This is a genomic window from Halpernia humi, from assembly GCF_900108025.1.
GTDB lineage: Bacteria > Bacteroidota > Bacteroidia > Flavobacteriales > Weeksellaceae > Halpernia > Halpernia humi.
Window position 1 is genome coordinate 589280 of the sequence record NZ_FNUS01000001.1, and the last position, 25373, is coordinate 614652.

A 25373-nucleotide genomic window follows, 5' to 3' on the forward strand; every position below is an offset into this window, starting at 1 on the left:
AGATGGTACCCGCTATCCATTACTATCTTTTTTGTTTTACAAAAAAGGATATCCATTTCTATCGGGGCTAGAATTTCTGGTATTTTTCTTTCCACGCGAAGAAAGTTTAGGTAAACAAAAAATAATTGTTCTGTTTGCGGTTTACCGTAATTGTCATTCAAGCCTTTTTTATATATTTGATTTATATAAAAGTATGGCGATTGACAGACCAAGCCAGCCAAAAATGGTTGTGTAGGTCTGATTTTGTTAGACCTATATACAAGTTAGCAAACAGTTTTAGAAAACCCCCATAAACATAGAAAAATGGATATTGACAAGTTAATTGATTATAATCTTTCTTTAGTATATAAAGCTGAAGGTCATAAATTTCAAACAAACTATTTTGAAAATCCTATTGGAAAGAAAATAACTCATATTGTTCGGGCTAATGAATTTGCAAAATATTTGATAAATGAAGACTTGATAACTGTTGACGGCTCTTTCAGCTATATAACCAGAAAAGGAAAAACAATATCGGAAAATGGTGGTTGGCTAAAGTATTTGGAAGTAGAAAATGGAAAAGAGAAACATGAAATAAATAAAAGCTCAATAGAATATGAAAATCTTAACCTTCAAAAAGAAATTTCTATACTAACCATTGAAAATTTGAAGCTTCAGAATACACAATTAAGAAGATATATTATTTATTCAGTTAGTGGTTTTGTAATGGGAATCGTTGCTGGAAATATTAAAGAAATAGTGAAGTTTATAGCAACTTATTTTGCGCATAAGTAAACCGTTTGCTAACAGCCGTTTCAAGCAATTGCGCGTTTTGTGGTAAGTTCACGTTTGCGTTTCGCAAGAATTTTTATCTTTAACGGAAAATAATTGTTCTGTTTGCGGTTTACCGTAATTGTCATTCAAGCCTTTTTTATATATTTGATTTTTATAAAAGTATGGCGATTGACAGACCAAGCCACCCAAAATTGGGTGTATAGGTCTGATTTTGTAAGACCTATAAACAAGTTAGCACCAATTTTAAAACGACAAACAACAACGTGACGACTGTAAAGAAAATCGACTTTGATTCGCCAATAATTCCTGGACAAGGCATTGGAGAAATTAGGTTATTGGAAAATGCCTTTTCGCTAAGACCATTAATTTTATCAAACACTTGCTCAGGACAAAAAATCGATTGGACTTTTACGACTGAAAAACAGTTCCCAGACTGGTTGACTCTAAATTACAAGGACATTTTATTTGTTGGTGTAAATGTTTATACAGGAAAAATTATTTCATTAACAGTTAGACTAGGTTATAAAGGAAAGATTTTCCAACAAATTTCTATCGGAAGTTATGTAAAAGACCTTTTCAAACTTGACAACGACTTTTATTATGACGAAGGTGATGATTACATTTTACACAAGACCAATTTTGACATTCGCTTCGACATTGACTTAAAAAACAGAATCAGTTTTACAGACAAAGAAGTGGAAGAATCAAGAATTACAGAAATTACAATTTTAAATCACGAACAATCCTCGACAATTATTGGGGCGACAGAATTTCCGAAAGAATGGACGAAATAAAAACTGGTGCTAACAGCCCCACGCTGCCGCACGAATCCTTTCGTGTGGTCATTCTAAAAAAAGAAAAAAAATATTCCTAAATGCTCTCAATTTCCAAAGCCAAAGAAAAAAATTACCAAGCGATAGTGGATATCGGAAGTGTTTCTGTGCCGGAAGCCAACGAAGGCAGTTGTGCGCCGGAAGATCTCAAGGAATATATCAAAAATAATTATAATGAAACGACGATAAAAAAAGAACTTCGGGATGAAAATAACATTTACCATATTCTAAAATACGAGGGCAAAGCAGTGGGATTTTCAAAAATAATCCTGAATGCAAAACATCCCAATATTAACGCAGAAAATGTTGCGAAACTGGATAAAATCTATCTTCTTAAAGAATTTCAAGGACTAAAACTGGGTTTTGAACTTTTAAATCATAACATCACTTTTGCAAAAAACCACCAACAAAGCGGCATTTGGCTCTTCACTTGGGTTGGAAATTTACAAGCCATAAAATTCTACGAAAAAACGGGTTTTAAAAGAATTGCAAGCCATGACTTTTATATCACCAAAACCACCAGTAATTTGAACCACCAGATGTTTTTAAGTTTTGAGTAAAGGCTGCGTTGCTGAACGATTGCATTACGCGGCTGTACTAATTAAGTATAATATTTTGAATTATTAATTTAATTTATCACACTTCAGAAAGCCGTCTGAATTGGCGAAACTGGACAATTATTGGTAGAAAAAAAATCTAATTATTTGAAAAAAACAAGTAATTATAAAATTTTGAAAAAAAATCGTAATTTATTTTAATGAAAAAACAGCGAATATATTTAGATACTTCTGTTTTTGGTGGCTATTTTGATGATGAATTCCAAGAGTTTACTAAACCTTTGTTTAAGCGAATAAAAAATGGGGAATTCACGATTATATTTTCAACCATTCTAGAAACTGAATTGGAATTTGCACCAAAAAAAGTTCAAGAATTAACGCGTAATATAAAAAGCGAAAATACAGAATTTGTAGAAGAGAGCGCTATCGCTATTGAACTTGCGAATGAATATATTTCTGAAAAAGTAGTTGGAAAAACAAGTTATTCTGATTGTTTGCATATCGCACTTGCTACAATCAATCAAGCAGATTTACTGATTAGTTGGAATTTTAAGCACATCGTAAATATTGAACGAATACGTGGCTATAATTCCATAAATATTAAAAATGGATACAAATAGTTGGAAATTCGTTCACCTAGAGATTTAATGAATTATGGAAACTAAAACAAAGAAAAAATTTGACGCTGTAAAAATGGCGCGAGACATTAAAGACAAATTGGATGCTAAATTATCTAAAATGACAAGCGAAGAAATTGTTGCATTTTTTAAGGAACAACGGTTGAAAACAAATGGCGTAAAGCCAAGCGCTTAAAAAAGTGTAAAAATTACAAGTTTCCTATGGCGGCAATTTTTAGTACCTAAAATTGTTTCTAAAACCCCCAAAAAGCGCTCTGCATCATTGCAAAGCGCTTATTTTTTTCTAAACCGTCTTCCAAGCCGCTTCCAAAGCCAACTCTATCATTGGTTTTAGAGCCGTTTGTCTTTGGTCCGCGGAAATATTTTCACCAGTCGGAATAACGTCGGAAACCGTTAAAATCGTCGCCGCATTTTTACCCAAATAACGCGCGTTGGCGAAAAGTGCAAAGGCTTCCATTTCTACCGCAGGACAATTGTATTTTGTGGCTATTTCTGGGATTTCTGGGTTTTTACGGTAAAAAATATCACTACTGTGGATGTTGCAACTTTTTGCATTTAAGGATAATTCTTCAGCCGTTTCATTGATGATATCGAAAATATTGCCTTGGTGGGGCATTAGTTCCTCCTCCATTTCCCAGGCGTATTTTGCGTAAGTACTTTCACTCGCGGCATTATCGATATTGATGAGGTCAAAAACTTTCAAATCTGTGGTATAAGCGCCGCAAGTTCCGATGCGGATGATGGTGTCCACTTCATATTCAGTGTAAAGTTCAAAAGAATAAATCCCGATACTTGGAAAGCCCATTCCGCTTGCACCGACGGAGATTTCCTTGCCTTTATAAAGTCCGGTATAATAAAAAATACCTCTGGTTTGACTTACCAAACGCGGATTTTCAAGAAAATTTTCTGCGATGTATTTTGCCCGTAACGGATCTCCGGGTTGTAAAACGACTTTAGAAATGTCGCCTTTTTTTGCACTGATGTGAATGCTCATATTTTAATTTTTGAATGATTGGTAAAGATAATCACTTTTAAATAATGATAAAAAACAAAGGGAAATTAAGTTTAAAAAAAATAAATAGTACCTGTTGTGCATTTAGACAAGCTGCATAATTAACCGTAAATCAAGTTAAACGCAAAGGCGCAAGAACTTAGTTATTATGAAAATAGTTCTAAGGCGCAAGAAAATCAAAGATTTTCATCTTTTAACGAAGTTAAAATTTTGCGCCTTATAAACGTAAATATTTGAAAATAAATTATTTGCGCCTTTGTGTTTAATATTTTTCTTTATGCACAACAGGTAAATAGTATCTTTTAAATATATTAAAATACATATTTATCAAAAATTATTTACTTCTAAAAAAAACACCCAAAAATCGCCTATTTTTTGTATTTTTAACCAAACGAAATATTAAATTTTATACTTTAAAATAATCCTCTTATGAAGCGAAGCACTTTTTTGACGACCTCTGCTATGGCGGCGTTGGGTTTTAATACACTATTTGCAGCCAACTCATCTTCCAAAGTGAAAGTAAATAATAAAAAAACAGATAAAATTCAGGATAGCGAAGACAAATTCGAATTAAATGAAATAACGGTTTTGGAACTTCAAGATAAAATGGAGAAAGGTACTTATACTTCAGAACAAATTACCCAACTTTATTTGGATCGCATTGAAAACATGGATAAAAACGGTCCAAAACTTAATACCATGATTGAAATTAATCCAGATGCTCTGGCAATTGCAAGAACCATGGATCAAGAGAGAAAAGAGGGTAAAATAAGAGGTGCACTCCACGGAATTCCCATTGTAATAAAAGATAATATTGACACGGCCGACAATATGATGACTACAGCAGGCGCGCTCGCTTTAGTAGGAAACATAGCAAAAAAAGATGCGTTTATTGTAACACAATTAAGAAATGCAGGCGCTGTAATTTTAGGCAAAACCAATCTGAGCGAATGGGCAAATTTTCGTTCTACAAATTCTAGTTCAGGCTGGAGCAGTCGTGGTTTACAAACTAAAAACCCCTATATTTTAGATCATTCGCCGTGTGGCTCTAGTGCAGGTTCTGGTTCCGCCGTATCGGCGAATTTATCGGCGATAGCAATTGGAACAGAAACGGATGGTTCTATCACTTGTCCTGCCTCTATCAATGGTGCGGTTGGTATAAAACCAACTGTTGGTTTGGTGAGCCGCTCCGGTATTATTCCAATTTCGAGCACGCAAGATACAGCAGGACCTTTAACGAGAACTGTTACTGATGCGGCCATTTTGCTAGAAATAATAGCCGGTGTAGATGATTCTGATGCTGTGACGAAAGAAAGCAGTGGCAAAAAAACCAATTACACCAAATTTTTAAATATCGACGGTTTAAAAGGAAAAAGAATTGGCGTGCAAAAAGGAAAATACACCAATCAATTTTTAAATGAATTACAAGAAAAAGCATTGGATCTTTTAAAACAACAAGGCGCAACCATAGTAGAAATTGACTATCTAGACAAAATAAATGCATTAGGAAATGATGAACTTGAAGTCATGAAATATGAGTTTAAAAACGGTGTAAATGCTTACCTGAAAAATGCCAATGCAAAAGTTAAAAATTTAGCCGACGTCATAGAATTTAATTTAAAAAATGAAGCCGAAGCCATGCCCACTTTTAAACAAGAACTTCTGGTTCAAAGCGAAGAAAAGAAAGGTTTAGACGATCCCGCTTACAAAAAAGCTTTAGAAAAAAGCCATCAAGGCGCCAAACAAATTATTGATAATGTGATGCAAAAAAATAAATTGGATGCCATCACAGGTTTAACCATCGGCCCGGCTTGCAGTATCGATATTATTTATGGCGACAAATGGGGCGAAGTTTCTTTAACAGCGCCTGCGGCGATGAGTGGCTATCCGCATATTTCTCTGCCTTGTGGAAAAGTGTATGATTTGCCGGTTGGATTATCGTTTTTCAGCGGCGCGTACCGTGAAGCTGAAATTATTGAAATGGCTTACGCTTACGAGCAAGCCAGCAAACACAGAATAAAACCAGAATTTACGAAATCGTTTTTAGCCTAATATTTAAAAACTATCAACGTTTTGTGAAGAAAAAGACAGTTTGCAATTTATTTAATGTTAAAATTAAAGTTTATTATCCACGAAAATTAAATGGTATGCAAGTGAAAACTGGAAATTAAAGAAAATGACTTTAAAAGAAATTAAAGTGAAGGTTTGAAAATTTTCAAAATTAAATTTCAAAATAACAAATGACAGAAGAACTTAAAGATAGTATCGGCCAAATTTTTTGGTTCGCCATTTTTGTGACACCTTTTTTAACGATTCCTTTGGTTTGGAAATTTTATAAAGGCGCCAAAGTATATCGAATAATTATCGGGTTTTTTCTTGCTGTCATCCTTTCATTTTTCTTTTATTTTATCAGTTTAGCAATTCTCTTTAGAGATGGAATGGGGCCGAGTTAAATGATAGTTTAAACCGTTTTTTTTAATCGAACTATTACAATTTCACAATCCGAAACGATAAAATAAGGTCAAAAAACATGTAAATTTGTAATTCAAAACTAAATTTCAAAACAGCAAAAATGGCATCTACACAAAAAGATTATTTTTCAGAAAAAGCAGAAGAATTTGATGTGCAATCATCTATCACCCAAAATGTGGGCAATATTGGCCAATTAATTTTAAAAGAAATTCCCTTTTCAAAAGAAATGCATGTGATGGATTTCGGCTCGGGCACGGGTTTGCTGTTGTCACAAATTGCGCCATTCGTAAAAGAAATCACCGCTATCGACATTTCTAAAGCCATGATTGGCGTATTACAATCAAAACTAGATCGCATTGAATGTAAGGTTCAAATTTTAGAAATGGATCTTACAAAAGAAACATTAGAGACTGAATTTGACGCCATAGTTTCATCCATGACGATTCATCATATAGAAAATGTGCAAGCAATATTTAATAAATTTTATACATTGTTAAAAGACAATGGAAGCATCGCAATTGCCGATCTAGACGTAGAAGATGGCAGTTTTCACACTGAAGATACCGGCGTTTTCCATACTGGTTTTGATAGAAATGAATTTTTTAAAATTGCAGAAAATGCAGGTTTTAAAGACTTGAAAATTCAAACAGCAAGCATTATGGAAAAACCAACAGGCCTATATCCTGTTTTCTTGTTAACGGGTAAAAAGTAATTCCTTTTATTTGGTGGAAATTTGTGTAAATCTTTTAAAATGAAATCGCAAATACTTAAACTAATAAAGAATTGAAATTAATAAAAGCGAAAAATTACGCCTTTTAAAAATTTAATACTTGAACCGCAAATTTAGATTTATAACTATCTAATTTGCTGTATTTTTATCAAACATTTGCTTAATTTTAAAATTCAGAAATATTACAGAAACCACCTTTAACTTTTTTTAAATTAATTAAAACGGCAACGAAATACTTTCTGGCTTAATAAAATCTTTGGTATAAGGATTTTCAAGAAAACTCTTGGGTGGCTTTTGAAATTGAAGAATATCCTTTTTTTGAATGCCGTAAACTTGCCAATAATTAGAAAGCAATTGCGAAAATACATCTTCGTCCCAAAAACCAAACTGCGCGTCTTGCTCACTATTAGCAATTTCTATTGTTATTTTTCCTTCAACATTTTCAACTTTATATTTCGGTGCATAATTTAAAATATAATCTGAATAATGAAATCTGGCATACAACTCTTCAAACTGCAACGGATGCAAAACGTGGCCACTTATTTTTTCTAAAATTTCTTTTTGCTTCGCGCCAATCACGCCATTATCTTGCAAACACGCAATAAATCCAAAGCCATTCACGCCAAAAGAGAATAATAAATTAATAGCATCATCGCGAAAACTAAAAATATCGGCGGAATATTTTAACTTGAAAACAGCAATGCTCCAAGGTTTTTTACCTTTAAAAGTGATTGGTTTTATAATAGATTGCAGCATTAAATGAAAATAGCCAAATCGATTTTTTAGCGATTCCGAAAGTCGAAATTCTTGTCCAATTTTTTGCAATCTGCTACTTTCATAAGCCATTTCGTAATATAAAAGTCCATAAACCATTCTTCCTGTCCAAAGAAAAAGCAATTCTTCATCAAGCGCTTTCATGCCTTCAAAACCCTTGCTATAAGCGGCCTGAATTTTCTCATCCAATTCTGAAAATGCATTTTTCACTTGCGCCGAACAAGGTAATTTTAAATCAGCGTAAGTGTAAGATTTCATTTTGTCCATCATCTCAATTTTATCTTCGCCAAATTTAAAATGATCCATCAACCATTCAGGAAAAACGGTCATCGATTCAGTAGTTAAATCACCTGATAAGAAGCAAAAATGATCATCAAAAATTAAATCTATAAAAGGATTATAAAGCGAGTCGGACATAAATAGATAAAGAAATTAAATTAAAAAAATTTTTGCAAATATAGCCATAAACCTTGTCTTGTGAAGGCCAGAATTTATAATAAAAAAAGAAGGTACTTCCGAAATTATTTTTATCTTTGATTATCAATAACATAAAAAAATCACAGAATATGAAAAAAATAATTTCAATTTTGGCCATAAGTGCTTTTACATTTACTTATGCGCAAGAAACGCCAAAAAAAACGTGCTGCGCTGGGAAAGACAAAAAAGAGTGCAAAATGGACGAGAAAAAGATGGCGAAATCTAATAACTCCAAAGCTTGCAAGACGAAAATGAAAGACTGCAAAATGAGCAAAAAAGACTGCAAAATGGAAATGAAGGAAACAAAAATGGATAAAGCAACAGAAAAAAAAGTAGCAAAACAAACCGCATAAAATTTTAGCCACCTTTTTGGTGGTTTTTTTATTGCATTAATATTTTAATTATAACAACACATTCGGTTATATTGGCAAGTGTTTTTAATCATCCATGAACGCAAAACTTTTTCACAATCTCCTCACCTACTTTACAGCCGCAATTTGGCTCATCAACGGGTTTTTCTGCAAAGTTTTAAACTTCGTTCCAAGGCATCAAATGATAGTCGGTGAAATATTGGGAAATGAAAATGCTTTTATTTTTACAAAAATTATTGGCTTTTCAGAAATTGCAATGGCCATTTGGATAATTACTAAATTTAAGGCCAAAATAAATGCAATTTCGCAAATGTTTATAATTGCACTTATGAATATTTTAGAGTTCATTTTGGTGCCAGATTTATTGCTTTGGGGAAAAATGAATATCATTTTCGCATTTTTATTTATATCTTTAATCTTTTATAATCAATTTATTTTGACCAAAAAATTTAAATAAAATCAAATGTTTGATTTCCTAAAAAACCATCCTTTTGCCGTTGAAGCGCATTTCAAATCTTCCACTGTTCTTACTTTTGCCGTGCCAAAGGAAGAATTGCAATCGCTCATTCCAGAATGTTTACAACTCGATACTTTTCAAGACAAATATGCGTTTATTGCAATCGCAATGGTGCAAACAGAACATTTACGGCCAAAAGGTTTCCCAGAATTTTTGGGCAATAATTTTTTCTTAATTGGCTACCGCATTTTTGTGCGTTTTACCAATAGAAAAGGCAAAAAATTGCGCGGGCTTTACATCATAAAATCTGAAACCGACAAAAAGAAAATGGAATTTGATGGCAATATTTTTACACATTATAATTACACAACGACTGATATTTCGCAAAAAATTGAAAATGATAATTTAATTATTTCCTCAGAAAAATCGAATTTTAAATTAACAATAGATAAAACTGAAGAAGACGCGAAACTTCCTGAACATTCGCCATTTTCAGATTGGGCAGAAGCGCGCCGTTTTGCAGGCCCACTTCCGTTCACCTTCACTTACAACAAAATAAAAAAAGAAGTTCTAGTTATAGAAGGCGTTCGCGAGAATTGGAAACCCAAACCTTTAAAAATAATCGATTATAATTTCGAATTTCTAAACCAATTAAATTTAAAAAATGTCGTTTTAGCCAACGCTTTTATCATAGAAAATATTCCCTATTGGTGGAAAAAAGGCAAAATAGAACTATGGAAACCTTAAGAAAACCGTTTCAAGGTGTTACAAATATCATCCGATTTAATTGGCATTTTTACATTTTGTCGCTTCTATTTTTGTGTGCTTTATTTTTCTTAAAAATCGTTCTCCCAGAAAATTATTCGCCTTATTTATTAATATTAATTGTAACAATTTTCATCACAACTGCAAGTTCATTGTTGGTTTCTTTTTTCGTTTACGATTGCACAGATTTGTATGAATTAAACTGGATAAAAAATACGGACGAGAATTTAAAAATCGTAAATATCAACGCAGGTTTTGATGAAATAAGCGCCGTTTTAAAACATAAATTTAAAAATGCAGAATTCAGCATTTTTGATTTTTATAATCCGAAAACGCACACAGAAGTTTCGATTAAAAGAGCCAGAAAAGTATATCCCAATTTTCCCGAAACCATAGAAATTTCAACTAATAAAATACCTTTAAAGACTGAAAGTGTTGATAAAATTTTCCTCTTTTTTGCCGCACATGAGATTAGAAAAGATGCAGAAAGAATTATTTTCTTTAAAGAATTGCATCGAATTTTGAAGCCAAATGGTGAAATTTATGTCACCGAACATCTGCGGAATTTGCCCAATTTTTTAGCTTACAATATTGGTTTTTTTCATTTTTTACCAAAGAATTCTTGGCTGAAAACTTTTATAAGTGCTTCATTAAACATTAAATTAAAACAGAAAAAAACACCATTCATTACCACTTTTACCCTTCAAAAAAATGGAATTACACCTTAAAATAATTGGTGCTTTACTCATCGTTTTAGCACTTGTTCACGTTATTTTCCCGCGCTACTTTAAATGGAAAGTTGAGTTACAAAATTTAAGTTTGGTAAACCGGCAAATGACGTACATTCATACTTTTTTTATTGCGCTGACGGTTTTTTTGATGGGCATTTTATGTTTAACATCGGACACAGATTTAGTAGAAACCAGTTTTGGAAAGCGCATTTCTTTGGGACTTGGGATTTTTTGGGGCATTCGCTTTTTCATTCAGTTTTTCGTTTATTCATCGCAATTGTGGCGCGGCAAAACATTTGAAACTGTTGTGCATATTGTGTTTTCTATTTTGTGGGCATATTTTACAATTGTCTTTTTTAGAATTTATTTAATTTAATTTCTATGAAAATCCCATTTTTATGCGAGTTTTAAACTGTATGGAAGTTGCAAATAGGCATGCAAATTATATTTTAAAAAATAAAGATTGTAACAATTTAGTTTAAGAAATTAGCAATACATTATAAAAAAAATTAAATAAAATGAAAGTAGAAAACACTTCGAGCGAAAAAGAAATCGCAAGCAAACCCGTTCACCCCTTTTTGTTTACTATACTCATCTTACCGATGGGCGTTTCGGTTGGTTTTGTCTCGGTTACACTTGGTTATCTTCTTTCACAAGCGGGCATTTCTGTACAAAAAATTGCCGCTTTGGTGGCTGCTACTCTACTGCCGCACATCTTTAAATTTATTTGGGCTCCGCTTGTAGATACCACACTTTCATTCAAAAAATGGTATTTATTAGCTAGTATTATTGGATCCATCGGGATTTTCGCGACAGGCGTTTTACCACTAAAGGAGTCGAGTTTGGCTTATTTAACGCTGATTATTTTATTGTCACAATTTGCAATTACTTTTCTATGTATGGCGACAGAAGGTTTGATGGCGTACGATGTTCCGCTAGAATTAAAAGGAAGAGCAGGCGGATTTTTTCAGGCAGGAAATCTGGGCGGCGTAGGGATTGGTGGCGGACTTGGCCTTTTTCTTGCGCAGCATGTATCTGCACCTTGGGTGGTGAGCGCAATTTTAGGTTTGGTGTGTTTTGCATGTTGCTTTGCACTTCTTTTTTTTAAAGATCCAAAAATTACAATTAGAGAAGAAAACATCCGAAAAACGTATGAAAATTTATTTAAAGATGTTTGGGAAACTTTAAAAACAAAAAGCGGTTTATTAGCATTAGTGCTTTGCTTTTTAACGCTTGGCACGGGCGCAATTAGTGGCTTGTGGGCTTCAGTTGCAAAGGATTGGCATGCAAGTGTAGAAACTGTAGAAATTGCAACCGGCGTCTTTAGCGGTTTAATTTCCGCTGTTGGTTGTTTGCTCGGCGGCTATATTTGCGACCGTATGAACAGTAGAAATGCCTATTTAATTTTTGGCTTGTCTGCGGCGGCTTGTGCGGTTTGCATGGCATATTCTCCACGAACAGAATTAATGTTTATTATTTGGACTTCACTTTACGCAATGACGACGGGACTTTGCTATGCAGGATTTACCGCCTTTACGATGGAAACAATTGGAAAAGGTGCCGCTGCAACCAAATATAATATTTTTGCGGCACTTTCAAATTCGCCAATTTATTTAATGACTTACATTGTTGGCGTTGCATACAGCCATTTTGGTGCAAAAGGCATGCTCAATACTGAAGCCGCTTTTACAGTGGGAGCCGTGTTACTGTTTTTAATTGTAAGAAAATTAATGGACCGTTCTACTGTTAAAATTGAAATTAAAAATTAGAAATAAAATAGTAATTTTATAAAACTAAATTTTAAAATTAACACCAATAAAACAAGCTTTAAAATGAAAAAAAATCTCTTTCTATTTTCACTTATTTGCTTTTCTTTTTATGCAAAATCTCAAGAAAAAATAAAGTCTGATTCCACAAAATTATTAAAAGAATTAGCCGAAAATGCCTGCGAATGTGTAGATTCTATCGAAACGTATAACACTTCAAAAGATGTAATTGCCGCAGGAATTAGCGCTTGTATCAATAAGCAAGCAGGTACTTTTCAAATGGGTGCCAAATTAATGAATATAGAATCTGCTAAAGAAAAAGCGGTGGCAAAAGATGGCAAAAAACAGATCAATATCTCTTTTGAATCTAATGAAAATTCACCTGAATATAAAAAATATTATTATGTTTTGGAGCGCTATCTGATGAATAATTGCAACAGCGTAAAAACCAAAATTGCCAGTAACGAGAAGCAAAGTTCGAAATCTATTTCAAATAATGCTGAGGCAAAAGATTATTTTAATAAAGGGCAAGATGAGGCCCAAAAAGAAAACTATCAGAAAGCAATAGACTATTTTAATAAAACAGTAAAAATAGATCCAGAATTTGCTTTTGCTTGGGATAATCTGGGCATAAATTACAGAAAATTAAACCAATACGATAAAGCCTTGGAATCTTACAAAAAATCTCTAGAAATAGATCCAAATGGAACTATGCCTCTGCAAAACATCGCTGTGGTTTACATCTACAAAAAAGAATATCAAAACGCCATAAAAGCTTATGAAAAATTAGCCGAAAAGGACAAAACAAATCCAGAAATATATTATGGCCTCGGAAATGTTTATGCCATGTATTTGAAAGATTATGAAAAAGGTTTAGATAATCTTTGCAAAGCCTATAATCTCTACATCGAGCAAAAATCGCCCTACAGAACAGATGCAGAAAAATTAATCAATGCCGTTTATGCTGAAATGAAAAAGCAAGGAAAAGAGGCTAAATTCAACGAGATTTTGGCGGCAAACAAAATTAATAGAAATTAATCTGGCTTTTAGTAAGGAAAAAATAGTTCTTCAAAAATTTACAAAAAAGTATTTTAAAAACTACTTTTTAATACATAAGAAAACCAGAACCACTAAAACATGAATATTTGTAATTTTCGTTTCGGAGAATTCTTTAACAACAGAAATTAAAATACAAAAACCTAAAAAATAAAATTTTTATTGCAAAATGCTGATTTTATTATGGTTGAAAACTACATTAATATTTTTTCCAGCAATCAATAATCTTTATATTTGATAATGCAAAATACTTTCGCAGAAAACGAGACTTTCAAAAAAATAGATTTTACTGAAAAGCCTATCGAAAAAGGAGAATACGAAAATTGCATTTTTCAAAATTGTAATTTTTCAAATTCCGATTTATCACATATAAAATTTTCGGAATGTGAATTTGTCGGCTGTAATTTGAGTTTGGCCAATATAAACCAAACCGCTTTTCGAGATATTACATTTAAAGAATGCAAAATGCTTGGGCTACATTTTGAAAATTGCAGTCAATTTGGACTTTCTTTTAGTTTTGATAATTGCAATTTAAACCACACTTCTTTTTATCAAATTAAAATTAGAAAAACGATTTTTAAAAATTCGCTGTTGCAAGAAGTTGATTTTACAGAAAGCGATTTTAGCAATTCTTTTTTTGATAATTGTGATTTCAAGAACGCCGTTTTTCAAAATACCAATCTCGAAAAAGCAGACTTTCGTACTTCTTTCAATTATTCTATAAACCCTATATTAAATCGCATAAAAAAAGCCAAATTTTCTCTATCAGAAATTGCTGGACTTTTGGATTGTTTTGATATTGATATTGAAAATTAAATATAATTAAAAATAATGCCCACAGAAATAGAAAGAAAATTCTTAGTCGAAAAAAGTATATGGCAAAAAGTCGAAAAAAATTCTGGAGAATTGTACAGACAAGGTTATTTATTGACCGATCCAAACAAAACCATCCGCGTGCGACAAACCTCTGAAAAAGGATTTATCACTATCAAAGGACTTTCCGTAGGTGCAACTCGCCCAGAATTTGAATATGAAATTCCGTTTGATGATGCCAAAGAATTACTGAATCAATTTGCAATTTCTGAACTTTCAAAAATCAGATATAAAATAATTTTTGAAGACAAACTTTGGGAAGTGGATGAATTTTTAGGCGATAATCTTGGGCTAATTGTTGCCGAAATTGAACTAAAGTCTGAAGATATAAGCTTCGCTTTGCCCGATTGGATCGACCGAGAAGTAACGAGCGAACAGAAATATTATAATTCTAATTTAACGATTTTGCCTTTCAAATATTGGGAATCTTAAAATCTTGAAAAACAAATTCCGTATTTTTATCGCAAATGCAAGAACAAAAAATTTTCATTATCGGCGCTGGTCCTGCTGGATTAATGGCCTCGCAAATTTTAGCCGAAAAAGGTTTTAAAGTTCAAATTTATGAGCAAAATAAAGCAGCCGCTAGAAAATTTTTAGTCGCCGGAAATGGCGGTTTTAATTTGACGCACAGTGAAGAAATCGAAACTTTTTTAGAAAAATATGATGCCGTTGAAATCCAAAAAATAGTTCGTGAATTTGATAACCAAAAAGTTATAAAATGGCTTGAAAAACTTGGGATTGCAACTTATATTGGAAGTTCTGGAAAAATTTTCCCAACGAAAAATTTTAAACCTATCCAAGTTTTAAAAACGTGGTTGGATTATTTAGAAAATCTGGGCGTTGAAATTCATTATAATCATACATTTTTAGATTTTGATGAACGTTCTATTTATCTAAAAAACAATAGCGAAGATTTAAAATTAAATTATTCAAAATTAATTCTCGCAATGGGCGGCGGAAGTTGGAAAAAAACAGGTTCAGACGCAAAATGGATTGAAGTTTTAACATCAAAAAATATAAAAATTAATGCTTTAGAATCGGCAAATTCTGGTTACAATACGCCGAGAATTTTTCATCAATTGCAAGGGCAATATTTAAAAAACATCAAAGTTTCCTTTCAAAATATAGAAAAAACTGGCGAAATAGTTTTCACAAAATATGGCATTGAAGGTAGCCCGATTTACTTTATGAACCGTTTTACGCGAAAATTTCAATTTCCTTTGCAATTATTTTTAGACTTAAAACCCAACATATCTGAAAGTGAAATTATAGAAGCATTAAAACAAGGCGATAAAATAAGTCCGATTTTAAAAAAGAAATTAAAATTATCTACAACTGCCTTGAATTTACTTAAAACATTAGACAAAGAAAGCTATTTAGACATTGAAAAACTTTCAAAATTAATTAAAAATTTCCCAATCGAAATCCTAAGTTTTCGCCCTATTGATGAAGTAATTTCCACTTCTGGCGGCGTTGCATTTTCAGAATTAAACTTTAATTTAGAGTTAAAAAAATGGCCAAATATTTATTGCGCCGGAGAAATGATAGATTGGGAAGCGCCAACTGGTGGCTATCTTTTGCAAGCTTGCTTTAGTACTGGTTTTTCTGTCGCTGAAGCAATTGTAAATTTTATTAAATAAATACTTTTTTATAAAAATTACCGTTAAAAAATGAACAACATAAAAACTAAAATTATGAAAAATTGGAAATTTCTTACTATTCTCGCAATTCTTGGAGGTTTAATTGTAATGTCTTTTAAGCCTATTGATAAAAAAGTAATTGTAATTGACGCTGGACATGGCGGAATGGATAGTGGCGCGCAATATAACAATTTTGCTGAAAAACAAATTGTGCTAAATATCTCCGAGCAAATAAAAAAACTAAATAAAAATTCAGATTTAGAAATTATTCTACTTCGCCCAGATGATAAAGCTATTTCTTTGACGGACAGAGCCGCAAAAATAAATGCTATAAATCCAGATTTGGTGCTTTCTTTACACTTAAATAAATCAACAAATGTAGATTCAAGCGGCATCGAAGCGTTTGTTTCTGAAAAAAACACATTTTATGATAAAAGTAAAAATCTGGCTGAAAGTTTTTTAAATAAATTAAATTTCAAAGAATTGCAAAATAATGGTGTGAAAACTAAAGATTTGCATATTTTGCGCACTTCAAATTGCCCCGCAATTTTGCTAGAAATAGGCTATCTATCAAACACAAACGACAGAAACTTCATCACTTCTACTTTAGGGCAAAAAGAAATCGCTGAAAAAATCTTAAATGCAATCAAAGATTAACGCCTACTGATATGAGTTCTAAAAGTTTACTATATGGAAATTAGTAAACTTTTTTTTTGCAATTTCAATAAAAAATCAAAAGAAATGTCTTTTAAATTTTATCTAGCACAAGCGATTTTTAGGTGGTATTTCAACAATAACCTAAATTTGCACCACGAGAAATCAATTTAAAAAAGAAAAAAAAGAATGTTCAGACATTATGGAAAAACGCGCACATTAAGTCATAATTTAAAAATTGCTTCTTTATTATCTTTTGTCGCAGGTATTGTGAGCACGGTTGGTTTTTTTTCTGTGCAAAGGTTAACCACCAATGTTACTGGCCATTTTGCCTTTTTTATGGATGAAGTTTTTAAGTTAAATTTCAGACACAGTTTAATTTTTTTCCTTTACATTTTCTCCTTTTTCTTTGGTTCTTTTGTTTCAAATTTACTAATTGAGTTTTTTGCCAGAAAAAACGAACGCTATATTTATGTTGTACCGACTTTAATAGAAAGTATAATTCTTTTAATTCTAGGCTTTTATGGGCAAACTTTAATTCTTAAAAATCCAAATTTAGTCGCTTTTAGTTTGCTTTTTGCGATGGGTCTTCAAAATTCTTTCGTTACTACTATATCTAGTGCAGTTGTAAGAACAACACATTTAACGGGACTTTTCACGGATTTGGGAATTGATTTATCTCAATTATTTTTCTATAAAACAGCAGATGAAAAGAAAAAACTATTTTCGTCTATAAAGTTGCGACTTACAATTATTAATTTCTTTTTTATTGGTGGTGTTTTCGGCGGCGTTTTATATTCAAAAATTGGAATTTACGCATTAACAATTGCCGCAACTACCCTACTTTTGGGCTTAATCTATGATTACACAAAATTCAAATTAATTTTACTAAAAAGAAGATTTAAGAGACATCAAAAATACAATTCTAATAAAATCTGAAAATTTAGCGATACAAAAGTCGCGACTTCTGAAAAAATTTACTTTGTTTTTTTATAACTTTATTTCAATTCACTCCAAAACATCATTTTGATTCTTTAGTTTCTCGGTTTTAAAAACCCTGAAAGCAATAATTGCGGCTGTTCCCATCAGAATGGAAGCGAGAAAAAATGGCGCACCTGCAAATTTAAAAGGTGCTTCATCGTGCGTGAAAAAGAAAAAAGTGTTCGTCATCAAAGGTGGCCCAACAATCGCCGTTAAACTCACCAAACTTGCGAGAGCGCCTTGCAATTCGCCTTGCTCATTACGCGGAACTTGTGCAGAAATCACACTTTGTATTGCGGGACCTGCAATTCCGCCTAATCCGTACGGAATTAGGAACGCAAACATCATCCAACTTTTTGTAGCAAAAGCAAATAAAATCATCCCTAAAGAATAGAGCATTAAACCATAATAAATACTTTTTTCATTGCCAATTTTCGGATGAATGTATCTAATTAACACGCCCTGAACCAAAGCCGTAATAATCCCAACTACGCCCAGAGATAAACCAACCGTTTTCTCAGACCAACTGAATTTATACATCGTAAAATACGTCCAATTTGTTTGAACTGCGTGTCCACCGATATAAACTAAAATTAAAGCAGCAACCAAACCTAAAATTTTAGGATAATTTTTTAGCCTAAGCAAGGAGCCCACAGGATTAGCTCTTTTGATTGAGAAATCTCTTCGCTGCTCTTTCGGTAAACTTTCTGGCAAAACAAAATAGCCGTAGAGAAAATTAATTAAACATAATATTCCAGCAGCAACAAACGGCACACGCGAACCAAACTGACCTAAAAGTCCACCAATTACTGGTCCAACTATAAAGCCAATGCCAAAAGCAGCACCAATTAAACCAAAATTTTTAGAGCGGTTTTCATCTGTAGAAACATCAGCAATATAAGCGCTCGCAGTCGTGATACTTGCTCCTGTAACACCAGATAAAATTCTACCAACAAAAAGCCACAAAATTGTCGGCGCCCAAGCTTGTAAAAAAAAGTTAACTGCAAAGCCCAAAAGTGAAAATAAAATTACCGGTCTTCTACCGAATTTATCACTCAAACCGCCTAAAACTGAAGCGAAAATAAACTGCATAAATGCGTAGGCAAAACTCAACCAACCGCCATATTGTGCGGCAACACTAAGATCTGCATGCAATAATTCTTGTATTAATTTTGGCACCACAGGAATGACAATTCCCCACCCTGTAACGTCGATTAATATGGTGATAAAGATAAAACCAACCGCTGCAGATTTTTGCGTTTTTTTCATTCCGTAAATTTATAAAAACTAACAAAGTAAATTGCTTTTTTTAAACACATAAGTCACATTAGCATAAAGAACAAAAATGTTTTAGAATTTAGAACATTTAAGTTTTTAAAATCGAGGTTTTTTGTTTTCTAAAATTTGCAATTTTTTAATCTAAATCTTAAGTAATTTATCTGTTAAATCTTTATTCACGCCCATTCCAAACAAAGCAAAATCTAAAACCGCTGGGTCTTCTGGCTGATATTTTCTAATCATCAGATCTAATTCTTCCACCGCTTTCCAGTCGTTTTGTGTGCGATTTAAAAGTCCTAATTCTCTCGAAATATTGGCAGTATGAACATCGAGAGGAATTGATAAATATTTTTGATCGATATTTTTCCAAATACCAAAATCTACGCCCTTTTTGTCTTGCCGAACCATCCATCGCAAATACATCATCAATCTTTTTGCAGCCGAATTTTTATACGTAGAACTCACGTGTTTGGATGATTTTCCAGCATTTTCTGTCAAAAAATAAGTACGAAACCTTTGCAAAGAATGGTAGAAATTGCTTTCATCTTTTTGCACTAAAAATAAGTCTTCCAAACTATCAAAATTCTTATAAATTCTTTTTAAATTAATTAAAAAATAGGCAAAATCTTTTCCGCTAAAAGTTCTATGAATGCTTTTAAAATTGTTAGATTGAGCCTGTAGAAATCTCAAATCTTTTTCAGTAAAATTTTTAATAAAATCAAACGGAGAATGATCCATAAAATCCAGCATTTTTTGGGCAGAATTTAAAATAGATTTACGATTTCCCCAGGAAATTGTTGCGGTTAAAAATCCAGAAATTTCTATATCTTGTTTTAAAGTAAAGCGATGCGGAATGCTTATCGGATCTAGTTCAATAAAATTCGGATGGTTGTATCGTTCGGCTTTTTCATTAAGCAATAAAAAAACTTCATCCAAATTTACTTTTTCTTTTTTCATTTGAAATGATTGATTTTCTTAAAAGCCAAACATAATCGCCTAATACCTTTAGTTGATTTTAGTTAAAACTTTTACTTCCGATTTTATTCTAAAGTTAAAGTTTCAAGCGCTTTTGGCAAATATGTTTGCGGAAAAATGGCTCGCGCTTCATCTGTAAAAACTTTTAAATCGCCATAACGGTTAGAAAAATGACCGAGAATTAATTTTTTAACATTCGCTGCTTTTGCAATTTGCGCCGCTTCCAAAGCTGTTGTATGCCCTGTATAATCTGCCATCTCCTTTAAATCGTGTAGAAAAGTAGATTCGTGGTAAAGCACATTTACATCTTTAATAATCGGAACAATCGTTTCCAAATACCTTGTATCACTACAAAAAGCGTAAGAAATTGGAGGTGTAGGATCTGTCGTTAATTTTTCATTTTTAAGAATAAAGCCATCTTTTAATTTAAAATCTTTTCCGTTTTTAATATTTTGATAATCGCAGGTTTCAATTTCAGGATATTTTGAAATTTCTTCCATATTGAGATGCCGTTCTTTTTCCTTTTCTTTAAATAAATAGCCATTGCAATAAATCCTATGATTTAAAGGGATTGTGAAGACTTCTACTCTGCTATCATCATAAATTTTTTCGGAATAATTTTTATTGAGTTCGTGGTAAATAATTTCAAAACCACGATAAGTTTCCGTGATTCTAAAAATTGTCTCCAGCATTTCTTTTATACCCTCTGGGCCGTAGATATGCAACGGTTTTTCTCTGCCCAAAAGCCTGAAAGAAGCAATTAAACCCGGCAAACCAAAGCAATGATCACCGTGAAGATGCGAGATAAAAATATGATTAATTTTAGAAAATTTCGACTTTGCTTTTCTTAATTGCACTTGTGTTCCTTCGCCACAATCGATCAAAAAATGGCGTTCTTCCATTTCTAACATTTGTGCCGTCGGCGACGCATTTACAGTGGGAATTGCAGAATTGAAACCGAGAATGGTAAGGTAAGAACTCAAAATATAATATTAAAGTTTGAAGTTACAAATTATTGCTGATTTTCTGCATTCAAAAACCGAACAAAATGATCTAAAGCCAATTTTCTGTGGCTAATTTTATTTTTTTCTTCCACGTGCATTTCCGCAAAAGTTTGATTGTGATTCTCTGGTGTAAATATTGGATCATAGCCGAAACCCTCTTCTCCGAAAGGTTTTTGCGTAATATTACCGTAAACTCGGCCCTCAAAAAAATGTTCGCCATTTTCATCTTTATAGCAAAGCATAGAAACAAAATAGGCTCTTCGGTTCGGTTCTCCTGCTAATTCTTCTAAAACTTTGGCGATATTTTTTTTAAAATCGTGGTTGCCTGCATATCTCGCAGAATAAATCCCAGGTCTTCCGTCTAAACTTTCTACAACCAAGCCAGAATCATCTCCCAAACTAGGTTTACCAGTTTTTTCAAAACAATATTTTGCTTTTATCAAAGCGTTTTCTTGAAAACTTTTTCCATCTTCTACTATCTCGTCGTGCAAATTATAATCTGCCAAACTCGTCACCAAATAATCTGATCCTAAAATCTGCTGAATTTCTTCTTTTTTATGAATATTATGTGTTGCGACTAGAAGTTCCATTTTAATTCTTATTTTATTTTGTTTGAATTTTTTTTTAAATAACGCTTTAATTATCTTGATAAACCACCTTATTTTTATGCATGAAAAAATAATAAGACAGGCCAAAAATAATTAATCCGAGCGCTAGAATATAGATTTCTGGAACGCCAAAACTTTGTGTAAATGTTTCATCTTTTGTAAAAATGATCAACATCGCCGCGATAAAATTATTAAATGAATGCAGTAAAATAGACATTAACAAAGACTTTGTTTTCCAGTAAACCAATCCCAAAACCAGACCGAGCAAAAATGCGCCCAAAAATTGCCAAGGATAACCATGAACAGCACCAAAAATTAAAGAAGAAAACACTATGGCTTTTTTCGGACTAACGCCTTTGTTGAGCATTGCCTTTAAAATAATGCCCCGAAATAAAATTTCTTCAAAAATTGGAGCCAAAATCGCAACCATTATCAACATCGCCGCATGATCCATTGAAATGGAATTCATTTGCGCCACAAATTTTAAATACAAATCCCCGAAAATTGGGCCTTTAGTCGGTATTAAATTGGTTAAAAACTCTGAAATGAGCATCATGCCAAACATCATTAAAAAAACTTGAATATAAGTAAGAACTGGTTTTGAAGAAAAATTAAAATTAAGTTTAAAACCTTGCGGGCGCGTTACAAATAGATCGAAAAACAAAATGGGCAGACCTAAACTTAAAACATAAGCTATCAACTGAAAACCTGAAGATAACATCACATCTTGCTTTAAAAAGAAAGAATAAGACATAACAACTGCGAGAAGTATAATTTGTGCCACAAAATAACCGCCAATTAAAATGCCGATTTCTCGCCAACCAATCGTAAAATTAAATGATTTCAGTCTTTCCAATTATAAAATTTTTTTGCAAAGATAAAGCAATTCTGCAATCTCGCGAACTTGCACTTTCCATTCTCAATAAAAATCACGATTTTTGCATTTGTGAATTTTTAAAATAGTTTACAAAAGATTTGAATTTAAAAAAAATATAATTCAAAATCTAAAATTTAAAATTTAATAAATGTCTTTACAAAAAGAAATCGATAAGAGAAAAACCTTCGGCATTATTTCTCACCCAGATGCAGGAAAAACGACTTTAACGGAAAAGTTATTGCTTTTTGGTGGCGCCATTCAGGAAGCGGGCGCAGTAAAATCTAATAAAATAAAAAAAGGGGCAACGTCTGATTTTATGGAAATTGAGCGCCAAAGAGGGATTTCTGTGGCGACTTCCGTTTTGGCTTTTGAATATAAAAACCACAAAATCAACATTCTAGATACGCCTGGTCACAAAGATTTTGCAGAAGATACTTACCGAACTTTAACGGCTGTAGATTCTGTAATTGTAGTAATTGACGTTGCAAAAGGTGTGGAAGAACAAACCGAAAAACTCGTTCAGGTTTGTAGAATGCGAAATATTCCGATGTTGGTTTTCATTAATAAACTAGACCGCGAAGGAAAAGATGCCTTCGATTTATTAGATGAAGTGGAGCAAAAATTAGGTTTGCAAACCTGCCCGCTGTCTTTACCAATCGGAATGGGCGAAAATTTTCAAGGCATTTATAATATTTGGGAAAATAATATTCAACTTTTTCTTGAAGAAAAAAAGCAAAAAGTAAGCGAAACCATTAAGTTTGATGATATTAATGATGAAAGCATTGATGCCGTAATTGGCGCAAAAGCCGCCAAAACTTTGCGCGAAGAATTGGAATTGATTCAGGAAGTTTATCCTCCTTTTAACAGAGCCGATTATCTTGCAGGTGATTTGCAGCCCGTCTTTTTTGGTTCTGCTTTAAATAATTTTGGTGTGCGCGAATTGCTAGATGCGTTTATAGAAATTGCACCAAAACCACAACCAAAAAATTCTGATATGCGTTTGGTAAAACCTGAGGAAGAAGATTTTACTGGTTTTGTGTTTAAAATCCATGCGAATATGGATCCGAAACACCGTGATAGATTGGCTTTCGTGAAAATTGTTTCAGGAACTTTTAAAAGAAATGAAAATTATCTTTTGGTTCGTGATGGCAAAAAATTAAAATTTTCTTCGCCAAATGCATTTTTTGCCGATAAAAAAGAAGTTGTTGATGAGAGTTTCCCGGGCGATATTGTTGGGCTTCATGATACTGGAAATTTCAGAATTGGTGATACTTTAACGGCAGGAGAAAAAATTAATTTTAAAGGAATTCCGAATTTTTCGCCAGAACATTTTAGATATATTAATAATAATGATCCTTTAAAAGCGAAACAATTAAATAAAGGAATTGACCAGTTAATGGATGAAGGTGTTGCGCAATTATTCACCATGGAAATGAATAACCGAAAAATTATTGGGACAGTTGGTGCGCTGCAATATGAAGTGATCCAGTACAGATTAGAGCATGAATACGGCGCAAAATGTTCTTATGAGCCACTTTCTATTCACAAAGCGTGCTGGATTGAAGCAGATGAAAAATCGGAAGAATTTAAAGAATTTGCACGTTTGAAACAAAGATTTTTGGCAAGAGATAAATTTAATCAACTCGTATTTTTGGCAGATTCTTCTTTCACGATTCACATGACGCAGGAAAAATTCCCGAATGTGAAACTGCATTTTATAAGTGAGTTTAGAAATGCGGATAATTTTGAGAAGATTTAATTAAGACTTTTTACCACTTAGTCACAAAAGTTTCTATTATACATTTCTCGCTGATTTTGCTGATTGAGCAGATTTTTTTGGCGCACAGATTTTCACAGATTTTTTAATATTAGAAAAAAAATATTTTTAATTAGCGTTTGGCAATTTTTAAGACATAATATTAACCTTTAAGTTCTTTGCTCATATTTTCTTTACGTCATTGCGTGAAATTCCGCCACCATACGTGAAATTTATTTGTGCGACAACGCATAAACCGCAAAACTTGCCAACCAATGATCGCCGCCATAATTTCCTGCAAAAACCAGTGGCAAAGCATTTTCTAAAAAGATATTTGCAGTCTTTTTAAATTTTTCTTTCAAAGGATGATTTTTGGGTAAAGCGTCAGAAATTCCTTTCATACACCAGGCTTTGGTAAAAGATAAACCAACCAAATGAACGGTTTGAAAATCATTAATATCGCTGATTACTGGGATTTTAGAAATATTCTCAATACTTCTTTCATCGTAGAATTCATTTATCCATTTTACAAATTCTTTTTGCGGAAGAATTCTTCGCATTAAATCTGCAATTTCTAAACTTGGTGAGAAAAAATCGCTGCCATCTGGTTCTAAATAAGCTGGTGTTTTTTTATCTTTTAAATAAAAATATTTCGATTTTTCTACCAATAGTTTCTCAAAATCTTTATCGCCGGTTGCTCTTGCCCAATCTATTGCGAAAGACATGGCAAACGCTGTATTTGGATGCACGCCGGTTCTGTTTGGGTAAGTTTGTTTAGGCAAATAATCTTTCCAAAGTCTTAAAATTTCATCGGTTAAAGGTTTTAAATTTTTGTGCCAGATCTTTGCTTGTGGATTGTCCCAGGTTGCTAATTCTTTATCTAACTGTAAAATCCACGCCCAACCATAAGTTCTTTCGAAATTTTTTGCTACTTCATATTTTGTAAAATAATCGGCTTCTTTTTGCATTTTATCTGCTTGAAAAGAATTTTCTAAAATTGAAGTTATTTCAAAAGATTTTGCGAAATTTGGTTTGCTTTTAAGAATTCTAACTAACATCCAATGACCATGAACAGATGAATGCCAATCAAAACAGCCATAAAAAGCAGGATGTAAATCTGCAGGCGTTAATGTTGCTTCTGCTGCAGAATTGATGACGTGTGCTGTTTTATTTGGGTATTCTTGGTTAATACATTTCAAAGGTTTTTCGGCTAGTTTTGCGGCGATTTCGTCTGTAAATTTCATGTTTTGTTGAGCAAAAATGCTTGTGTTTAATAAAATAAAAAAAAGTAAAAGTGTTTTCATAGTTAATTTT

At 32.6% G+C, this 25373-nt stretch carries 29 protein-coding genes; 21 read left to right on the forward strand and 8 right to left on the reverse strand.

Annotated features, from left to right (window positions below; all coding sequences use genetic code 11):
• The first annotated feature begins 303 nt into the window (after positions 1-303).
• The 5 genes from C4S29_RS02765 to C4S29_RS14710 all read left to right on the forward strand — a co-directional run bounded on the left by C4S29_RS02765 (position 304) and on the right by C4S29_RS14710 (position 2977).
• A complete protein-coding gene (locus C4S29_RS02765) occupies positions 304-774 on the forward strand; it encodes a hypothetical protein (RefSeq protein ID WP_103912591.1) in 471 nt (156 codons plus the stop codon).
• 263 nt (positions 775-1037) lie between these two features.
• Positions 1038-1568, forward strand: a complete 531-nt coding sequence (locus C4S29_RS02770) for a hypothetical protein (RefSeq protein ID WP_103912592.1) — start codon at positions 1038-1040, stop codon at positions 1566-1568.
• An 80-nt stretch (positions 1569-1648) separates the two neighbouring features.
• Positions 1649-2167, forward strand: coding sequence for a GNAT family N-acetyltransferase (locus C4S29_RS02775; protein ID WP_103912593.1), 519 nt, complete (start codon positions 1649-1651; stop codon positions 2165-2167).
• A 197-nt stretch (positions 2168-2364) separates the two neighbouring features.
• A complete protein-coding gene (locus C4S29_RS02780; RefSeq protein ID WP_103912594.1) occupies positions 2365-2784 on the forward strand; it encodes a PIN domain-containing protein in 420 nt (139 codons plus the stop codon).
• A gap of 34 nt (positions 2785-2818) precedes the next feature.
• Positions 2819-2977: a hypothetical protein gene (locus tag C4S29_RS14710; protein ID WP_159969817.1), complete on the forward strand. Its 159-nt coding sequence runs from the start codon at positions 2819-2821 to the stop codon at positions 2975-2977.
• 108 nt (positions 2978-3085) lie between these two features.
• On the opposite strand, the gene deoD is transcribed toward C4S29_RS14710, so the two are convergent.
• Positions 3086-3796: a purine-nucleoside phosphorylase gene (gene deoD, locus C4S29_RS02785; RefSeq protein WP_103912595.1), complete on the reverse strand. Its 711-nt coding sequence runs from the start codon at positions 3794-3796 to the stop codon at positions 3086-3088.
• Between the two features lie 447 nt (positions 3797-4243).
• Here deoD and C4S29_RS02790 point away from each other — a divergent pair, with 447 nt between their 5' ends.
• From C4S29_RS02790 to C4S29_RS02800, 3 genes are all read left to right on the forward strand, one after another.
• Complete coding sequence (locus C4S29_RS02790) at positions 4244-5866, forward strand: amidase (RefSeq protein WP_103912596.1); 1623 nt, start codon at positions 4244-4246, stop codon at positions 5864-5866.
• Positions 5867-6054: 188 nt separating this feature from the next.
• Positions 6055-6267 carry a hypothetical protein gene (locus C4S29_RS02795; protein WP_103912597.1) on the forward strand — a complete coding sequence of 71 codons (213 nt, stop codon included), beginning with the start codon at positions 6055-6057 and terminating at the stop codon, positions 6265-6267.
• Positions 6268-6386: 119 nt separating this feature from the next.
• Positions 6387-6998: a class I SAM-dependent DNA methyltransferase gene (locus tag C4S29_RS02800; RefSeq protein WP_103912598.1), complete on the forward strand. Its 612-nt coding sequence runs from the start codon at positions 6387-6389 to the stop codon at positions 6996-6998.
• Positions 6999-7232: 234 nt separating this feature from the next.
• On the opposite strand, the gene C4S29_RS02805 is transcribed toward C4S29_RS02800, so the two are convergent.
• Entirely contained in the window at positions 7233-8207 is a 975-nt protein-coding gene (locus C4S29_RS02805; RefSeq protein WP_103912599.1) for a hypothetical protein, read from the reverse strand.
• Positions 8208-8356: 149 nt separating this feature from the next.
• On the opposite strand from C4S29_RS02805, the gene C4S29_RS02815 reads away from it, so the two are divergent.
• The 12 genes from C4S29_RS02815 to C4S29_RS02870 all read left to right on the forward strand — a co-directional run bounded on the left by C4S29_RS02815 (position 8357) and on the right by C4S29_RS02870 (position 17519).
• On the forward strand, positions 8357-8620 hold the full coding sequence (locus C4S29_RS02815) for a hypothetical protein (RefSeq protein WP_103912601.1): 264 nt from the start codon (positions 8357-8359) through the stop codon (positions 8618-8620).
• Between the two features lie 94 nt (positions 8621-8714).
• Positions 8715-9095, forward strand: coding sequence for a DoxX-like family protein (locus C4S29_RS02820; RefSeq protein ID WP_103912602.1), 381 nt, complete (start codon positions 8715-8717; stop codon positions 9093-9095).
• Between the two features lie 6 nt (positions 9096-9101).
• Entirely contained in the window at positions 9102-9842 is a 741-nt protein-coding gene (locus tag C4S29_RS02825) for a DUF2071 domain-containing protein (protein ID WP_103912603.1), read from the forward strand.
• Entirely contained in the window at positions 9830-10588 is a 759-nt protein-coding gene (locus tag C4S29_RS02830; RefSeq protein WP_103912604.1) for a methyltransferase domain-containing protein, read from the forward strand. Before C4S29_RS02825 ends, C4S29_RS02830 begins: the two co-directional genes overlap by 13 nt.
• Positions 10572-10967, forward strand: coding sequence for a hypothetical protein (locus C4S29_RS02835; protein WP_103912605.1), 396 nt, complete (start codon positions 10572-10574; stop codon positions 10965-10967). Before C4S29_RS02830 ends, C4S29_RS02835 begins: the two co-directional genes overlap by 17 nt.
• Before the next feature lie 142 nt (positions 10968-11109).
• Positions 11110-12360 (forward strand): MFS transporter, encoded by a 1251-nt coding sequence (locus tag C4S29_RS02840; protein WP_103912606.1) that lies wholly within the window; start codon positions 11110-11112, stop codon positions 12358-12360.
• A 63-nt stretch (positions 12361-12423) separates the two neighbouring features.
• The gene (locus C4S29_RS02845; protein WP_103912607.1) at positions 12424-13395 is read left to right on the forward strand and encodes a tetratricopeptide repeat protein; all 972 of its coding nucleotides are present in this window, start codon (positions 12424-12426) and stop codon (positions 13393-13395) included.
• A gap of 258 nt (positions 13396-13653) precedes the next feature.
• Positions 13654-14229, forward strand: coding sequence for a pentapeptide repeat-containing protein (locus C4S29_RS02850; protein ID WP_103912608.1), 576 nt, complete (start codon positions 13654-13656; stop codon positions 14227-14229).
• Between the two features lie 15 nt (positions 14230-14244).
• On the forward strand, positions 14245-14718 hold the full coding sequence (locus tag C4S29_RS02855; RefSeq protein WP_103912609.1) for a CYTH domain-containing protein: 474 nt from the start codon (positions 14245-14247) through the stop codon (positions 14716-14718).
• A 35-nt stretch (positions 14719-14753) separates the two neighbouring features.
• A complete protein-coding gene (locus tag C4S29_RS02860) occupies positions 14754-15926 on the forward strand; it encodes a BaiN/RdsA family NAD(P)/FAD-dependent oxidoreductase (protein WP_103912610.1) in 1173 nt (390 codons plus the stop codon).
• Positions 15927-15980: 54 nt separating this feature from the next.
• The gene (locus tag C4S29_RS02865) at positions 15981-16583 is read left to right on the forward strand and encodes an N-acetylmuramoyl-L-alanine amidase family protein (protein ID WP_159969818.1); all 603 of its coding nucleotides are present in this window, start codon (positions 15981-15983) and stop codon (positions 16581-16583) included.
• A gap of 186 nt (positions 16584-16769) precedes the next feature.
• Complete coding sequence (locus C4S29_RS02870) at positions 16770-17519, forward strand: YoaK family protein (RefSeq protein ID WP_103912612.1); 750 nt, start codon at positions 16770-16772, stop codon at positions 17517-17519.
• Positions 17520-17588: 69 nt separating this feature from the next.
• Here the strand turns inward: C4S29_RS02870 and C4S29_RS02875 are convergent, their stop codons facing one another.
• From C4S29_RS02875 to C4S29_RS02895, 5 genes are all read right to left on the reverse strand, one after another.
• Positions 17589-18830, reverse strand: coding sequence for a TCR/Tet family MFS transporter (locus C4S29_RS02875; protein ID WP_103912613.1), 1242 nt, complete (start codon positions 18828-18830; stop codon positions 17589-17591).
• A 150-nt stretch (positions 18831-18980) separates the two neighbouring features.
• Positions 18981-19796, reverse strand: coding sequence for a TIGR02757 family protein (locus C4S29_RS02880; protein ID WP_103912614.1), 816 nt, complete (start codon positions 19794-19796; stop codon positions 18981-18983).
• Positions 19797-19879: 83 nt separating this feature from the next.
• Entirely contained in the window at positions 19880-20797 is a 918-nt protein-coding gene (locus tag C4S29_RS02885) for a ribonuclease Z (RefSeq protein ID WP_103912615.1), read from the reverse strand.
• 29 nt (positions 20798-20826) lie between these two features.
• Positions 20827-21414: an RdgB/HAM1 family non-canonical purine NTP pyrophosphatase gene (gene rdgB / locus C4S29_RS02890; RefSeq protein WP_103913021.1), complete on the reverse strand. Its 588-nt coding sequence runs from the start codon at positions 21412-21414 to the stop codon at positions 20827-20829.
• A 40-nt stretch (positions 21415-21454) separates the two neighbouring features.
• Complete coding sequence (locus C4S29_RS02895; protein WP_103912616.1) at positions 21455-22282, reverse strand: CPBP family intramembrane glutamic endopeptidase; 828 nt, start codon at positions 22280-22282, stop codon at positions 21455-21457.
• A gap of 169 nt (positions 22283-22451) precedes the next feature.
• Here C4S29_RS02895 and C4S29_RS02900 point away from each other — a divergent pair, with 169 nt between their 5' ends.
• A complete protein-coding gene (locus tag C4S29_RS02900) occupies positions 22452-24062 on the forward strand; it encodes a peptide chain release factor 3 (protein WP_103912617.1) in 1611 nt (536 codons plus the stop codon).
• 230 nt (positions 24063-24292) lie between these two features.
• Here the strand turns inward: C4S29_RS02900 and C4S29_RS02905 are convergent, their stop codons facing one another.
• The gene (locus C4S29_RS02905; RefSeq protein ID WP_233740470.1) at positions 24293-25303 is read right to left on the reverse strand and encodes a DUF2891 domain-containing protein; all 1011 of its coding nucleotides are present in this window, start codon (positions 25301-25303) and stop codon (positions 24293-24295) included.
• Positions 25304-25373: the final 70 nt, after the last annotated feature.